14 protein-coding genes are annotated in these 15,919 nt (G+C 60.0%); 7 read left to right on the top strand and 7 right to left on the bottom strand.

What is annotated here, in order from left to right; genetic code table 11:
- The first annotated feature begins 265 nt into the window (after positions 1 to 265).
- Positions 266 to 1,570, top strand: coding sequence for an MFS transporter (locus tag EXN68_RS20015; RefSeq protein WP_161991418.1), 1,305 nt, complete (start codon positions 266 to 268; stop codon positions 1,568 to 1,570).
- Between the two features lie 60 nt (positions 1,571 to 1,630).
- Here EXN68_RS20015 and EXN68_RS20010 read toward each other — a convergent pair whose 3' ends face one another.
- The 5 genes from EXN68_RS20010 to EXN68_RS19990 all read right to left on the bottom strand — a co-directional run bounded on the left by EXN68_RS20010 (position 1,631) and on the right by EXN68_RS19990 (position 6,998).
- Positions 1,631 to 2,968 carry a sensor histidine kinase gene (locus EXN68_RS20010; protein WP_142842514.1) on the bottom strand — a complete coding sequence of 446 codons (1,338 nt, stop codon included), beginning with the start codon at positions 2,966 to 2,968 and terminating at the stop codon, positions 1,631 to 1,633.
- 37 nt (positions 2,969 to 3,005) lie between these two features.
- Complete coding sequence (locus EXN68_RS20005; RefSeq protein ID WP_142842513.1) at positions 3,006 to 3,659, bottom strand: response regulator transcription factor; 654 nt, start codon at positions 3,657 to 3,659, stop codon at positions 3,006 to 3,008.
- Between the two features lie 66 nt (positions 3,660 to 3,725).
- On the bottom strand, positions 3,726 to 5,393 hold the full coding sequence (locus EXN68_RS20000) for a phosphoethanolamine transferase (protein WP_142842512.1): 1,668 nt from the start codon (positions 5,391 to 5,393) through the stop codon (positions 3,726 to 3,728).
- Positions 5,394 to 5,576: 183 nt separating this feature from the next.
- Complete coding sequence (locus EXN68_RS19995; protein WP_142842511.1) at positions 5,577 to 5,840, bottom strand: spike base protein, RCAP_Rcc01079 family; 264 nt, start codon at positions 5,838 to 5,840, stop codon at positions 5,577 to 5,579.
- A gap of 243 nt (positions 5,841 to 6,083) precedes the next feature.
- Positions 6,084 to 6,998, bottom strand: a complete 915-nt coding sequence (locus EXN68_RS19990) for a LysR family transcriptional regulator (protein WP_161991406.1) — start codon at positions 6,996 to 6,998, stop codon at positions 6,084 to 6,086.
- Positions 6,999 to 7,153: 155 nt separating this feature from the next.
- Between EXN68_RS19990 and EXN68_RS19985 the strand changes: the two genes are divergently transcribed.
- From EXN68_RS19985 to EXN68_RS19960, 6 genes are all read left to right on the top strand, one after another.
- Positions 7,154 to 9,316, top strand: a complete 2,163-nt coding sequence (locus EXN68_RS19985) for a TonB-dependent siderophore receptor (RefSeq protein WP_161991405.1) — start codon at positions 7,154 to 7,156, stop codon at positions 9,314 to 9,316.
- A 27-nt stretch (positions 9,317 to 9,343) separates the two neighbouring features.
- Positions 9,344 to 10,246, top strand: a complete 903-nt coding sequence (locus tag EXN68_RS19980) for an iron-siderophore ABC transporter substrate-binding protein (RefSeq protein ID WP_161991404.1) — start codon at positions 9,344 to 9,346, stop codon at positions 10,244 to 10,246.
- Complete coding sequence (gene fhuB / locus EXN68_RS19975; protein WP_142842509.1) at positions 10,243 to 12,210, top strand: Fe(3+)-hydroxamate ABC transporter permease FhuB; 1,968 nt, start codon at positions 10,243 to 10,245, stop codon at positions 12,208 to 12,210. The genes EXN68_RS19980 and fhuB overlap by 4 nt, the downstream gene beginning before the upstream one ends.
- A 30-nt stretch (positions 12,211 to 12,240) precedes the next feature.
- Positions 12,241 to 13,050, top strand: coding sequence for an ATP-binding cassette domain-containing protein (locus EXN68_RS19970; protein WP_142842508.1), 810 nt, complete (start codon positions 12,241 to 12,243; stop codon positions 13,048 to 13,050).
- 248 nt (positions 13,051 to 13,298) lie between these two features.
- Positions 13,299 to 13,826, top strand: coding sequence for a DUF992 domain-containing protein (locus EXN68_RS19965; RefSeq protein ID WP_142842507.1), 528 nt, complete (start codon positions 13,299 to 13,301; stop codon positions 13,824 to 13,826).
- A gap of 97 nt (positions 13,827 to 13,923) precedes the next feature.
- Positions 13,924 to 14,319 (top strand): c-type cytochrome, encoded by a 396-nt coding sequence (locus tag EXN68_RS19960; protein ID WP_161991403.1) that lies wholly within the window; start codon positions 13,924 to 13,926, stop codon positions 14,317 to 14,319.
- A gap of 3 nt (positions 14,320 to 14,322) precedes the next feature.
- Here the strand turns inward: EXN68_RS19960 and recX are convergent, their stop codons facing one another.
- Together recX and EXN68_RS19950 are read right to left on the bottom strand one after the other, a co-directional pair.
- Positions 14,323 to 14,913, bottom strand: coding sequence for a recombination regulator RecX (gene recX / locus EXN68_RS19955; RefSeq protein ID WP_142842505.1), 591 nt, complete (start codon positions 14,911 to 14,913; stop codon positions 14,323 to 14,325).
- Positions 14,914 to 14,983: 70 nt separating this feature from the next.
- On the bottom strand, positions 14,984 to 15,904 hold the full coding sequence (locus EXN68_RS19950; RefSeq protein WP_142842504.1) for an SMP-30/gluconolactonase/LRE family protein: 921 nt from the start codon (positions 15,902 to 15,904) through the stop codon (positions 14,984 to 14,986).
- Positions 15,905 to 15,919 lie beyond the last annotated feature (15 nt).

Here is a 15,919-nt window from a genome sequence, read left to right as displayed (position 1 = left end):
CTTACAAGACGGATTGCAATGGCCCGGTTCTGCTTTTCCCGGTATCATCGTCGCCGATCCTGCGGCGCGGACCGGTATGGAGAGCCGGGCTTCACGAGGACGCGGGTCACTTCTGACGTTTTCACCGCCTTGCTGCAATGCAGCATAAACTTGCGCATTGCAGCATGACGGGTATATACCCCCGCCAAGAGCGACAAATTATCACACCTTCCGTTCGCCCTTCCATCTCCAGACGAAGATGAATTGGAGTTTACCCGTGAACATTATGGCAAATGGTCCCGCCACCGCGCCGGATCAGAAAACCCGTTTGAAATCCATTATCGGCGGATCGGCGGGCAATCTCGTCGAATGGTACGACTGGTACGTCTATTCGGCCTTCACCCTTTATTTCGCGCCGGTGTTCTTCCCTTCCGGAAACCAGACCGCCGAACTGTTGAGCGCTGCCGCCGTTTTCGCCGTCGGATTTCTGATGCGGCCCATCGGAGCCTGGTTCATGGGCACCTATGCCGACCGCAAGGGCCGCAAGGCCGGCCTGACCTTGTCCGTTACGCTGATGTGTCTCGGCTCCCTGCTGATCGCCATTACACCCGGCCATGAGACGATCGGCATTGCCGCGCCTGCCATTCTGGTTTTCGCCCGCCTTCTGCAGGGCATCAGCGTCGGCGGCGAATATGGCGCCAGCGCTACCTATCTCAGTGAAATGGCCGGCAAGAGCCGTCGCGGCTTCTTCTCCAGCTTCCAGTATGTAACGCTGATCTCCGGCCAGCTTCTGGCGCTGGCGGTGCTTCTGGTGCTGCAGCGGATGCTGACGCCGACACAGCTTGGCGAGTGGGGCTGGCGCATTCCCTTCTTCATCGGCGGCATTCTGGCGATTGCGGTATTTTATATCCGTCGTGGCCTTGCCGAAACGCAGTCTTTCGAAAATGCCAAGGCCGGCCACGCCGACAAGCCGAAATCCAGCGGATGGGCGCTTTTCAAGCACTATCCGCGGGAAGCATTGATGGTCATGGCGCTGACATCAGGCGGCACGCTCGCCTTCTACGCCTACACCACCTATCTGCAGAAATTCCTCGTCAACACCTCCGGTTTCAGCAAGGAAAGTGCGACTGAAATTACCACGGCGGCGCTTTTCGTCTTCATGTTGTGCCAGCCGCTTGCCGGTGCGCTGTCCGACAAGGTCGGCCGCAAACCGCTGATGGTGGGTTTCGGCATTCTCGGCACGCTGTTTACCTACCTTATCTTCACCACGCTGGCGACGACGACCGATCCGATCATGGCTTTCGCCCTCGTTCTGGTCGGCCTGCTGATCGTTACCGGCTACACCTCCATCAATGCGGTGGTGAAGGCGGAAATGTTCCCCGCCCATATCCGCGCGCTTGGCGTGGCGCTGCCCTATGCGCTGGCGAACACCATTTTTGGTGGAACGGCGGAGTTCGTGGCTTTGAAGTTCAAGCAGATCGGCCATGAAAACTGGTTCTTCTGGTATGTAACGGTCATGATTGCGCTGTCGCTGGTGGTCTATGTGAAGATGCGCGATACGCGAGATCACAGCCACATCCACGAGGATTGAGCGGTACATCCAGACATAAGAGCCCCGTCCTTTTGGCGGGGCTTTTTGTTTTAGGTGCCTTCAGGCGCTTTCGACAGGCAGAACTACGCGCGCCTCGAAACCGTCTTGCCGGCCGGGTGCGGGTGAAGAAAGCAGCAATTCGCCGCCGGTCTGTTCCACCAGGCTTTTGACGATCGCAAGGCCAAGCCCGGTGCCATCCGCCTTGGTCGGGCCTCGGGCAAAACGGGTCGTCAGTTTGGGCAGGAGCGCCCCGTCGATTGCCGGTCCGGAATTGATGATGCGGATCGTGCCGTCCTGTTCCGCCAAAATCTGCACCGGGCTTCCCGCCGGGCTGTGGATCAGGGCATTCTCGAGAAGGTTGCGCACGATGATGCCGAAGGCGTCCGCGCCTATCCTGCAGGGCAGTCCGTCCTCGCAGTGATTGGTGAAGCGGATGCGGGATTTGCCTATCGCCGTTCTCACCATGTCGTCGATGACGAGTTCGAGAACGGGGATGACATCATTTGCCGTATCGGTCACGCCGATCCTTGCTTCGGCCCGTGACATCTGCAGCAGCTTTTCGGCGAGATGGCCAAGATGTTGCAGGGATTTCTCGATATTCTCGACGCGCGGCGCAAGTTCCGGCGGAATATCGGCATGCAGTCGCTGCGCCTGCGCCAGTGCGCCGGCAATTGGCGTGCGCAATTCGTGGGCGCTGTTGGCGGTGAATTCCCGCTCCGCCTCGATTGCTGATCGCAGCCGTCCAAGCAGCAGATTGACCGAGCGGGCGATGGGATGCAGTTCGCCGGGAAAAGGCTGCGTTTCGAGCGGCGCAAGATTGCCGCCATCCTTTTTGCCGATCTCGTCGCGCAGGGTCTGTATCGGTTGCAGGGTCCTGCGCACCACCACGATCACTGCAAAGATGCTGGCGGGAATGAGGATGAGTACGGGCAAAAGCAGCGCACTCCCCGCTTCCTCGATCGCCTCGCGCCGGTTGGCGAAGGCATCGGCGACCTGCAGGAAATAATTGCCGTCCGGCGTTGCAACCGTGTAGATGCGCTGTGTCGCGGTTTCGGAAAAACCGGGATCGAGTGAGACTTCGAAAGGCTCCGTCGAACTATCATGCGAATGCAGCACGACCTGTCCTTCGCGGTCGCGCACCTGATAGGTCAGATATTCCGCACCTTCCGCCGAAGGGTTGAGCTTGCGCGAGGCGGGGGCCGTGTTGTTTTCCCTGAGATCGTCGGCCAGAAGCGGCAGCAGCCTTTCGGCCGTCTCCTGCACGCCGGCATCGAAAATCTCGGCAAATTCGTCCTGCATCACCATGACGCCGAGCCCGCAGGCGAGGAGCCAGGATATGGCGACGACGCTGGTCAGCGCCGTCACGAGCTTGCGGGTCATGCTGGTCGGTCTGGCCATCTCTGCCTACTTGTTATTTACTTGCTAGCCGTCTGGCTCACTTGATCGTGTAGCCGACGCCGCGCACGGTCTCCACGCGGTCATGGCCGATTTTCTTGCGCAGCCGGCTGATATAGACCTCGACCGTGTTGCTTTCTATTTCCGCGCCGAATTCGTAAAGCGTGTCGTGCAACTGGGCTTTGGAGACGACGGCGCCGGGATGTTCAACCAGTTTTTCAAGCACGGCCCATTCGCGGGCGCTGAGCGTCTGTGCCGTTCCATCGACCGTGATATTGCGCGCCACCTGGTTGATCTCGATGCCGGGCAGGCGAATGACGGGCGCCGAGCGGCCCTCGTAACGGCGCGAGACCGCCAGCATGCGCGCAGAAAGCTCATCGAGGTCGAAAGGCTTGACCAGATAGTCATCCGCGCCGGCGTTCAGCCCGGCAATCCGGTCGGAAACCTGATCATGTGCCGTTAGGATGATCACCGGTGTGGCGTCGTCGCGCTTGCGCAGCGCTTGCAGAAGGGTGATGCCTTCGCCATCCGGCAGGCGCATGTCGAGCAGGATCAGGCCATAGGCCATGGTCAGCGTTGCCGCCATGGCGTCGTCCAGCGTCTTGAACCAGTCAACAGCATGGCCGGCCGCTGCGACATGGTCTCGCAACGCTTCACCTAAAACATGATCGTCTTCAACAAGCAGAACCCGCAAGACAGCTCCCTTTATCGCGTCGTCCTGCGTATCGCTTTCACGGGATAAGCGTCAAGCACTGTTCGTTCAGCTGCTCTGGCGCTGGGTGCAGCCGCCGAAGACGTCCAGCGAGGGATCGTAGACGGAAGTGGAGACGTTCATCATGCCAAGGATGCTGTGGAAATAATTGTCGTGGGAGCGTCCACCCTCTGCGGCACTTTTCGCAAGGCAGGCCCGGTTAAGCCCCATGGACTTGGCGAAATCATCGTCGAACCAGACCAGAAACGGCACATGGGTCTGCTGGTCAGGGGCAAGCAGGTAGGGTGCGCCATGCAGGTAGACACCGTTCTCGCCAAGCGATTCGCCGTGGTCGGAGGCATAGATCATGCCGGTCGCCAGCCTGTCGGAGCGTGCTTTCAGCTTGTCGATCACGGTCGAGAGGAAGTGGTCGGTGTAGAGAAGCGTGTTGTCATAGGAATTGACGATCTCGGCATCGCTGCAATTGCCAAGCTCGGCTGTGCGGCAATCCGGTGTGAATTTGCGGAATTCGTCGGTGTAGCGCAGATAATAGGTCGGCCCGTGGCTACCCATCTGGTGCAGCACGATGACGCTATCCTTCGTGACGTTGTTGAGCCAGGCGTCGAGCTTGTCGAAAAAGATGTCGTCGCGGCATTCTCCGCCGGTGCAGAAGCGGCTGTCATTGGTGGATGGCAGGTCGAAATAGGGGATACGGTCGGCGACGTTCTTGCTGCCGGTATTGTTGTCCAGCCATGTTGCGCTGACACCGGCGTGGACGAGGACGTCCATGACGTTTTCATTCGCGAGCGCCTTGCTATGGCTATATTGCGAACGCGGGAATTTCGAGAACATGCAGGGAATGGACATCGCCGTCGCGGTGCCGCAGCTGGTCGTGTTGGGGAAATAGATCACGTCGCGCTTGGCCAGTTCCGGATTGGTGTCGCGCCCATAGCCGTTCAGGGAAAAATTCGCGGCGCGGGCGGTCTCGCCCGCAACGATGACGGTGATGCGCGGCTTATGGACACCTCCAGCGGCGGGAAGAACCTTCGCATCCCTGCCGATTGGGCTGACCTGTATTTCGGCTTCCTGACCGGCCTGCGTGAAATAATGGACGGCGGACATCATCGGCGACAACGGGTTGACGCTTTTGACGATATCCTTGTGCTGCCGGATGGCGGTCGTGAATGTCTTTGAATTCGCAAAGCTGATGATGCCGACGATGCCGAGGCACACCAGGATGCTGATGGTGTTCCACAAAAGCTTGTCGAGGATTGGCCGATGCCGGATGCGGATGGCGGCGATGACGATGGACGGCACCAGTCCGTAAATCGCCATGTGCCATACAAAGCCGGGGGTAATCAGATTGCCCGCTTCCGCCTGCGTGGTTTCCATGGCGTTGCGGATCATGTCGCTGTCGATGACGACGCCGTAACGGTCCATGAACCAGGAGGCGGCAGCCGCTGCGAATATGACGAAGACCAGAAACGGCTTGATGAGATATTTGGCGGAAAAAATGGTGATCAGGGCGCCGAAAAGCGCCGCCATGGCGACATACAGCGCAACGATGGCAACCGGATAAGCGGAAAGATAGGTGTGAACCTTCGACCAGAATGTCTGGTTCATGAAAAACAGCAGATAAGCCGCCGTCAGCAGGCTGAGCGGCACGCTGCCGATTTCCGGACGATACGATTCAACGCCTGTCGCTTTCGCGGTAAAAAGAGCCAATGCCAGGTCCACCAGATTTCAAATGTGCCGGCGGTGGCGGAAAACGAGCGAAACACCCCGTTCACGCCGCCGCATGGGCCGATGGATGGCGGATGCGTTATTTAGCTGACATCAACCTGAAAGCTCTGTCATGAAAGTGTCATATCAAGGCGTGGGTGCTTTCAGATCGATGGCTGGGCCTTGGCGTTGCGTCACCTAGCTCAGTCCGATTATCCCCGTTGCGGTGGTGCGGGTTGCAAATACGCGTGTTGCCCGGACCGGCAAAAGGCTGCCCGCGGAAAGGTTCTGGAAAGTGACGGTCGTTCCGGAAAGCAGGGTGAGGCAAAGCTGCCCGCCATTGCCGACATAAATGGCACGCGTGGGCGAAGGAAGCGGATTAGTATCGTCGGGCACGATGTCGAAACCGTGGGATGCCGGTGATTCCAGGCCGGCGGTGTAGTGTTCGTAAGTCTCAGCCATTGCTGTCTCCCGTAAATCGAAATCTGCCGTGATTATGCGGCGGATCTGGGCAACGGGGATAAGCGGGCACGATATATCTGCGGCGTGTTTTTGGTCCCGCACGCGGTTTTCCCGAAAGACGGGTATTTCCGTGCAATCTCCGGCGTTTGGCTTCACAGGCCTTGTCGCCATTCCCGTCGGGCAATCCGACGTGGCGGATTTTGCGTTCACATCAGGGAGTACGCCGCTGCCACGCTTTCTGCCTTAGCTGCGTGTGTGGAGAATGAAGGCTCGCACGGCCGGAGAAGCTTCCGTTTTTCGATGGGCGATGGCGAGATCAGAGGTGGTGGAGCTCGCGGCAAGCGGCACATAACGCACGCCGGGCAACCTCAGGCAATCGAGTGAGCGTGGCACCAAGGCCACGCCGAGACCGATGGCCACCATGCTGGCAATGGTGGTGTAGTCCCGGCCTTCCGGGCTGATCGTCGGCTGGAACCCGGCCTCGTTGCAGGCTTCTATTGTATTGTAATGAAAGCCGACATCCGGCGGCTGCCGCGGGGTGATGAAGGTTTCCCCTGCAAGATTCTTCAGGTCGACCTGCAGCGCAAAGGCCAGGGGATGATTTTCCGGCAGCGCCGCCATCAGCGGTTCGCGCAGAACCACCTGTGTGGCGACCCCTTCCGGAATGGGCGCCGGTGGGCGGATGAAAGCGAAATCCAGATTGCCGTCGGCGATCTTGGCCAGTTGCAGCCGCATCTCCATTTCGATCAGTTGCAGTTCCACATCGGGATGGGAAGCGCGGAAACTGGCGATGGACTTTATCAGCAGGCCGGAATAGGCGGCGGAGGCCACATAACCGATGGAGATGCGGCCGGTCTCACCGCGATCCACACGTTTGAGGGCCGCAAGCGTTGCCTCGGCATTGGCGAGGATTTTCCGGGCATCCTCGTAGAGCAGCTGGCCGGGCGTGGTGAGCTTTACCGAGCGGCGTGTCCGGTCGAGCAGCGGCATGCCGACAATATCCTCAAGCGCCATGATCTGCTGGCTCAAACCCGGCTGGGCAATGCCGAGGCGGGCGGCGGCGCGCTCGAAATTGCGCTCATCCACCAGCGTGGTGAAATAGCGCAGGTGGCGCAGCTCGAATGTGTCCGCCCGGCTTGCCGGCTTCCTGCCCATCATTGCGGCCTTTCGCAGTAGATTTGAATAATTCCAAGCTATTATCGATCGTGTTTTTCATAATCAATAGTTCTGAAAAAAACCGGCCTGGCTTATTGGATCACAATCTACACCTTGCGTAATAAGATGACTTAAATTCTCCAGAAAAATATCCGTTAATGACGGTGCGGGTGATAAAGGGTCTTGGCGTGCAGGGAAAAACCAAACACATTTCCATTCTGGCCGGCGGCTGCGCCGCCATTGCCTATGTGGCGTTTTTATCCTCAGGCGCTGCCCTTGCTCAAGAAGCCGGGACGACGGTGCTCCAGACCATCACCGTGGAAGGCGCCAAAAAACAGGACCCCAAGGCTCCCGTGAAGGGTTATGTGGCGAAAACCAGCGCCAGTGCCACCAAGACCGGCCGATCCCTGATCGAGACGCCGCAATCGGTCTCCGTCATCACCCGGGATCAGATGGATGCGCAGAATGTCCGCAATCTCAGCGAGGCGCTGAATTATGTGCCTGGTGTCGTCGCGCAGCCGTCAGGCTCCGATCCGCGCTTTGATGCGCCGCGTATTCGCGGCTTCGCCGGAAACCAGCTGCAGTTCCTCAATGGTCTCCGGCTGATGCGCACGGCCGGTGCACCCTCCTACGAAGTCTATGGCCTGGAGCGGGTGGAGGTCATTCGCGGGCCGGCCTCGGTGCTTTATGGTCAGGGTAATCCCGGTGGACTCATCAATCTCGTCAGCAAGCGGCCGACCTTCGAGCGTTTCGGTGAAGTAGGCGCGCAGATCGGCAGCTTCGATTATTACCAGTCGATGTTCGATATTGGTGGTCCTGTGGCGGATAGCGACAGCTTCGCCTATCGGCTGACCGGTCTTGCCCGCAATGCCCATGCCCAGACCGACAATCTGCAGAACGATCGTTATTTCATTGCGCCGGCTCTCACATGGCAGCCGGACGAGGATACGAAGCTGACGGTTCTTGCGTCCTATCAGCACGATAATCCAAGTTCACCTTCCGGCCTGCCGCCGGCGCTGACGTATTCGCGGCCTGGCAACATGCTGGACCGCAGTTTTTATGTCGGCGATCCGTCCTTTGATACGTCGAACCGTAAATTCACCAATATCGGCTATGAATTCGAGCATCGTTTCGACGATACTTTCACCTTCCGGCAAAATGCACGTTATTCCAATTTCGACTGGTCCTACCGGGCGCTCGGCATGTCTTCGACCAGCGGTGGCATGATCGGCAATCTCATCCGCCGGAATGCGACATTGCAGGACGAGCTGCTGAATACCTTCAATATCGACAACAGCCTGCAGGCGGATTTTTCAACCGGGCCGGTGGATCACACCCTGCTTGTCGGGCTGGATTATCGTTATTTCGATAACAACGTCAAAACCGAATTCTGGGCCGCGACGCCGCTCAATCCCGTCAACCCGGTCTATGGCGGGCCGATCAGCCTGACCTCGCGCACGCTTTATGCCGATGTGAAGACGGATATCTCCCAGATCGGCCTTTATGCGCAGGACGAGATGGCGATTGAGAACTGGCGCATCACTGCTGGCCTTCGGCAGGATTGGGCGAGTACCGGCGGCACGACCTTCAACGGCACGACCTATCGTGCACTCGACAAGGACGACCACAAGCTCACCGGTCGCGTCGGCGTCAGCTATCTCTTCGATGGTGGCATCGCACCCTATGTCAGCTATGCCACGTCCTTCGAACCGGTGCCGCAGCCGGCTGTCGGCGATGCGCCGAAGCCGACCACCGGCGAGCAATGGGAAGCCGGCATCAAATACCAGCCCGAAGGTTTCGACGGTTTCTTCTCCGCGGCGATCTATGATCTGAAGCAGAAGAATGTGACGACGACGGTGGGCGGCGTGACGCAGCAGATGGACGAGGCGCACGTGAAAGGCCTCGAACTTGAAGGCGTTGCAAGCATTGCCGACGGGCTCGATCTGCGTGCGGCCTATACCTACATGGACAGCGAAGTGGCGGGCCGCGTCAACAACGGCAGGGAACTGGACAATGCACCACAGCATGCCGCGAGCCTGTGGCTCGACTATACATTCGCGGAGGATACGGCGCTTGAAGGCTTCGGGATCGGCGGCGGCGTCCGTTATGTCGGAAAGCGTTATGGCGATGCGGCCAATACCTTCGAGATGAAGGGTCTCGCTTTGCTCGATCTCGGTGTGCATTACGAGAAGAACGGCTATCGCGCTTCGCTCCTCGTGCAAAACTTGACTGATAAAGAATATATTTCTAGTTGCTCCACTTTCGGATGCTATTACGGTGACGGAAGAACGGTTATGGGCAAGCTGACCTATCGTTGGTGAAGCCATATCAAGTGAAGCAGCAGGGGCATGACGCGCAAGGATCTATGGATGTCCCCCCTTTGGGGGCGGCGGGAATTTTTAGGCCTGCTCGCCGCTTCGGCTCTTGCAGGCAAGGCGCGGGCGGCGGTGACGCCCCGCATCGCCGCAATCGACTGGGCCATGCTCGAAACCTCCGTGGCGCTCGGCGTCATGCCGGTGGCTGCAACCGAGCTCATCCAGTTCAGGGTTGGTGCGGTCGAGCCGGAAATCCCTGAGAACGTCGTTGATCTTGGTCTGCGCGGCGCACCGAATTTCGAGCTACTGCAATTGACGCGGCCGGATCTCATTCTGATCTCGCCTTTTTACACGCGCTACACCGGCAGGCTGGAAGCGATTGCGCCGGTCTTCTCGCTGCCCTTTTACGTGAAGGGCGAGCCGCCTTTCGGAAAGGCGCTTGCGGCAGTGTCGGCTCTTGGCGAGAAGCTCGGCCGGGCTGATGAGGCGCGCAGGGTTTTGAGCGAAACGGACGCGGCGCTGCAAGCCATGCGCACCCGCCTTGCCGGTTTTTCCGCGCGGCCGACCTATGTGATCAATATTGGTGACGCCCGGCATTTTCGTGCGTTTGGTGCGGACAGCATGTTCGGGGATGTGCTTGGTCGGCTGGGGCTCGCCAATGCCTGGGTGGATCGTTCGCAATTCACTTTCGCAGCGCCGGTGCCGCTGGAAAATCTCGCCGCGTCGCCGGAGGCGCGTATCGTCATCGTCTCCGATATTCCGGTGGAAGCCCGTGAGAGCCTGCGCAACAGCGCCATCTGGCGGGCCCTTCCGGCCGTGCGGGAAAACCGCGTGGTGACGCTCGGCAATATCGGTCCCTATGGCGGCATCACCGCCGGCATGCGTTTCGCGCAGCTTCTGACCGAGGCTTTGACGGCGCAGGGAGAAGCCCTGTGACGGCGCGGCCTCTCCAGCTTTTCTGCGGGCTTCTGTTCGTGCTGGCCTGCGGGCTTTCGCTGCATGCCGGCCTGCAGCGGCTACCTTTCAGTGCATGGCCCGGCCTGCCATTCGATGCCGCCAAGCTGTCGATGGATCAGGTGATTTTCGCCTTCAGCCTGATGCCGCGTGCAGCTGTCGCCATTCTGGCGGGTGCGATGCTCGGCCTGTCCGGTGCGCTTCTCCAGCAATTGCTGCGCAATCCGATTGCCGACCCCTCGACGCTCGGCATTTCCGCCGGTGCGCAGCTGGCCATCGTCATCGCCACCCTGTTCTTTCCCTCGGCGCTGGATGGCAATCGTGCATTGGTGGCACTCACGGGCGCTGCCGCCGCCGCCGGCATTGTCTTCCTTCTCGGCTGGCGGCGGTCCTTCGAGCCGGTGACCATGGTGGTATCTGGGCTGCTGGTTGGCATTACTGCCGCCTCCGTTTCGGCGGCGCTGACGCTGGCGCAGGGCGAATATCTGATGTCGCTTGTCGTCTGGAACGGCGGCTCGCTCAGCCAGCAGGACTGGTCGAATGCCTTTTCCCTTGCCTTCCAGCTTCTCGCCGGCCTTGTGCTGACCGGTTTGCTGATAAGGCCATTGACGGTTGTCGGTCTTGGCGATGCCGGCGCGCGATCGCTCGGCGTATCGCTGTTTTCGATCAGGCTGGCGGTCGCGGCCGTTGCGGTCGCGCTTGCCGCCTTCGTTGCCGCTGCGGTCGGCCTCGTCAGTTTCATCGGCCTTGCCGCACCGGCGCTCACCCGGGCACTCGGCGTGCGGCGGTCATCCGCAGTGCTCATGGTTTCACCACTGCTGGGCGGGCTGCTGCTCTGGTTCTGTGATGGTCTCGTTCAGCTTCTGGCAAGCACGACGGCCGAAGTTTTCCCCACGGGCGCGGTGACGGCGCTGATCGGCGGACCGCTGCTTCTGTGGCTGTTGCCGAAAATCCGGCCGACCGACGTCCATCGCAGCGAAGGCGGCGATGTTGCGGCAAGGCGCCGGCTCGCCGCGCTGCTGCCAGTGCTTGTGATCATGGCGGTGCTGATCTTTGCAGCGCTGGCCATTGGCAAAGGCCCGGATGGCTGGACAGTGCTGGGTGCCGGTGACCTGCAAAGCCTTCTGCCGTTCCGCTGGCCGCGGCTGGTGGCGGCCATCGCCGCCGGCGGTCTGCTGGCCATGGCGGGTGCGCTTCTCCAAAGGCTGACCGGCAATCCCATGGCAAGCCCGGAGGTAATCGGCGTCAGCGGCGGCGCAGGCCTCGGTTTTGCCGCCGCCATCACGATTTTTCCGGCGGCAGGCCTCTTTGAATTGTTCCTGGGTGCCGGCATCGGCTCGGCGGCGGTCATGACCCTCGTGCTGTTCTTTGCGGTGCGCCGATATCTGGCGCCGGAAAAAATACTGCTTGCCGGTATTGCTGTCAGTTCGCTCTGCTCGGCGGTGCTTTCGGCCCTGCTTGCCATTGGTGACCAGCGCGCCTGGCAGATTCTTGCCTGGCTCAGCGGTTCGGGTTCGACGGCGACGCCCGCTTCGGCGATATTTCTTGCCGTGCTTTCCGTCGTTCTGCTTTCGGGTGCCCTGTCGGTAACGCGCTGGCTGACAATTCTGCCGCTCGGCCGGGATGTGCCGCTTTCCCTCGGGCTGCCGCTCAGTCTCGCACGCATTGCCGTCATCGCGGTGGCCGGCATCGCCACCGGTGCGGCCTCGCTGCTTGTCGGTCCCTTGAGTTTCGTCGGGCTGATGGCGCCGCATATTGCGCTTCGCGCCGGCTTCACCACGCCGCGCGACCATCTGTTGGCTTCATTCCTTTTCGGAGCGGTGTTGATGGCGCTTTCCGATCTCGGGGCGCGAACGGTCACCTTTCCCTATGAGCTGCCGCTTGGGCTTTTTGCGGCACTGGCCGGTGCGCCTTACCTGATCTGGCTTTCAGGCAGGCGCCAATGATGTGTCTGGGCATTTACGGAGATAAGAACCATGGGTGAGGCAGCGCTTGCCGCCGGCTACGACGATACCCCGCTTTTTTCGCTGGAAGGCGTGACGATGGAGGTGCCCGGCCGAACATTGCTGCAGCCGCTGACGGCAAGTTTTGCAACCGGCAAGACAATCGGCCTGATCGGCCATAATGGTTCGGGAAAATCGACGTTGCTCAAGATTCTGGCGCGGATCCAGGAGCCAACGGCTGGTAAAGTGTCGTTTGAGGGAAAGACGCTGGGTGACTGGGGCAATCGGGAGTTTGCGCGAAAACTCGCCTATCTGCCGCAATATACGCCGGCCGCCTCAGGCATGCTCGCCAAGGAGCTGGTGGCGCTCGGTCGCTATCCCTGGCATGGCGCGCTCGGCCAGTTCACCAGGGCGGATCAGGAGAAGGTGGATGAGGCCATCGAGCTGACCGACACCGTGGCCTTCCGCGACCGGCTTGTGGACACGCTTTCCGGTGGCGAGCGCCAGCGCGTATGGCTTGCCATGCTGGTGGCCCAGAATGCCGAAAGCCTGCTGCTGGACGAACCGATATCGGCGCTTGATCTCGCACATCAGATCGAAGTGTTGTCGCTGGTGCAGAGACTGTCGCGCGAAAAGGGTCTCGGCGTCATCGTGGTGCTGCACGATGTCAACATGGCGGCACGCTTTTGCGACGAGATCGTCGCCCTGCATTCCGGCAATCTGATTGAAAGAGGAACCCCGCAGGAGATCATGACGCCAGAGGCGCTGGAGCGGATTTATGGAGTGCGCATGGATGTCATGATGCATGCCGCCACCGGCTTGCCGGTCGCGCTGCCGCTTTGAGCTTGTTGCAGCAAAACAACGCCTGAAAGCGCTTGTTGTTGACAGTCATTTTCAACGCATTTTCCGCCCTAACAATGTCTTAATGGCATCCTACCGCCATTAGACATTGTTAACCGCTTTCCTTTCCTTGCATCCAATTAAGTTGTTTTGGATCGATTTCAGGGAACAAACGTTAACAGTGCGGAATTCAATATCCGGAGAGGGCAAGAAGGGCTGCTGCGGGTAGGACTAAAACAGGAGAAAATAAGATGAAAAAGGCTGTTGCCGTAACTTTTGCCGCATTGACGATGGGCCTCGGTGGGGCTGCATCCGCACTGGCTGCCGACCTTGCGAGATATGAGCCCGCTCCGCAGGAGCAGGACGACCGCAACGGCGTCAAGATCGGTTATCTGAGCTGCGATATCGGTGGTGGTGTTGGTTATGTTCTCGGTTCCGCCAAGGAACTGGACTGCACCTTCCAGTCCACGATGGGCGCACGCCGCACCGACCATTACACCGGCGCCATCCGCAAGATGGGCGTTGACCTCGGCTTCACCACACAGGGCCGTCTGGTCTGGGCCGTTTTCGCCCCGACCGCCGGTTACCACCGTGGTTCGCTCGGCGGCCTTTATCAGGGCGCAACGGCTGAAGTGACCGTTGGTCTTGGCGTTGGCACGAACATCCTCGTTGGCGGCACCTCCGGCTCGATCCAGCTGCAGACGGTCAGCGTGACGGGTCAGGTTGGTCTCAACCTTGCTGCCACCGGCACCTCGGTTACGCTGACGGCCATGAACTGACTGGCAAATCGCCCGGTGCTTTGACCGGGCATTCTGTCGCATGTCAAAACGCGCCCTCTTCGTTGTCAGACGGGGAGGGCGTTGTATTATCCGGGCCATGATTTCCGTATCCAGATATATTGCGGCAGCGACCGTGTTTTCCCTCCTCGCGGCGAGCGCCTTCGCCGAAGGGGATGCGGCGCATGGGGAAAAGGTTTTCAGCCGCTGTTCCACCTGCCACAGTGCCGATACGCCGCGCACCCGCATGGGTCCGCATCTGATGGGTGTGGTCGGCAGGCCGATGGCTTCGGTGGCCGATTACGGCCATTATTCGCAGGCGCTGAAGGATGCCGGCGCGGCTGGCCGGGTCTGGACGGAAGACGAACTGCAGAAATTCATCGCCAGCCCGAAGAAGGCGATCCCGGGCAATTCGATGCGCTTTTTCGGACTGTGGAGCGAAACCGATATTGCGGATTTGATCGCCTATCTGAAAACGCATCCCCTGCCGCAATAATCGTCAGAGCGGTGCTTCCGCGATTATCTCTTCCGCCTCTTCGAAGGTCATCGCCATGACCTTCGCGCCGATCTCGAAGCCGAAGCCATTGCGGGCGAAGGCGGAAAACTCCTTGCCCTTTCGTTTCTCGTCAAGTTCGACACGGCGAAACGGCCCGAAGGCGCGCTTGCGCGCGAAGATGACGGCGGCGACCAGATCATTGGTCTCCTGCAACGCGGCTGTTGCCGTTTCCCGGGCGATGCCCTTGATCTGAAGTTTCTGCGCCAGCCCACGTTTCGATTTGCCGCTGCGCTGGCCGCTTCGCACGGCAATTTCCGCATAGGCCGTATCATCAAGCGCCTTGATGCCATAGGCAAAGGTCACGGCAAAGTCGCCGAGCGCCTTTACCTGCGCCGGGCTGATCTTCTCGAATTTTTCCCGTGCCTTGCGCGTGATGGCATCGCGCAGCTGCTTTTCCGTCATCATCCGCTGTTCCAGCCGGTAGAGGGCGGAATTGCGCGCCCAGGACAGCATTCGGCTGGTAGGCTCAACGGCCTGCGCTTCGCCGTCGAACTCCATGTCATCAGTCAGGAAGGGGCTGGAATCGTCACTCATGCCGCATTTATAACGCGACACAGCCGTCTTGCCAGTTCCTTCGCGGTCTGAATTCTACGCTTTCAGCGTATCAGGGCTTCTGCGCACCGGTTGCGGCCACATACACCGAATAGAGCGATTTCGTTGCGGTGATGAACAGCCGGTTCTTTTTCGGGCCGCCAAAGGTGAGGTTTGCAACCGTCTGCGGCACCTTGATCTTGCCGATGAGCGCGCCATCGGGCGCAAAGCAGTGAACGCCATCACCGGCGCTGGTCCACAGATTGCCGGCCGTATCCAGACGGAATCCGTCCGGCAGGCCATTGTCGAGATTGCAGAATTCCCGGCCATTGGTGAGCTTTACGCCGTCCACCACGTCGAAGACGCGGATATGGCGCGGGCGGGAGACATCGTGGCTGTAGGAGCTGTCGGCGATATAGAGTTTCGTTTCATCCGGCGAGAAGGCAAGGCCGTTCGGCTGCATGAAGTCATCGATGGCGATGTCGATCTTTCCGGTTGCGGGATCGAGCCGGTAGACATTGCGAGTCTTCTGTTCCGGCTCGGCCTTGTAGCCCTCGTAGTCGGAGAGAATGCCGTAGGTGGGGTCGGTGAACCAGATGCTGCCGTCTGATTTCACCACCACATCGTTGGGCGAATTGAGCCGTTTGCCGCCATAGCTGTCGGCGAGAACCGTGATCGACCCGTCGACTTCGGTGCGGGTAACGCGGCGGCCGCCATGTTCGCAGGAAACCAGTCGTCCCTGCCGGTCACGTGTGTTGCCGTTGGTGAAGTTGGAGGGGTGGCGGAACACCGAGATGCCGCCATCCGGCACCCAGCGCAGCATGCGCTGATTGGGAATGTCGCTGAATAGCAGGCAGTTCAGATCGGCGAACCACACAGGGCCTTCGGCCCAGCGGCAGCCGGAATAAAGCTCTTCCAGCTCGGCATTGCCGACGATCAGATGGCGGAAGCGGTCGTCGTGGATTTCGTAAGGGGAGGTGTTGTCTGTGGTCATGAGCGTGGTCCGCTT

Origin of the sequence: Martinezella rhizogenes (assembly GCF_007002745.1) — a bacterium.
Taxonomy (GTDB): domain Bacteria; phylum Pseudomonadota; class Alphaproteobacteria; order Rhizobiales; family Rhizobiaceae; genus Agrobacterium; species Agrobacterium cucumeris.
This window is presented reverse-complemented; position numbering and strand designations above follow the sequence as displayed.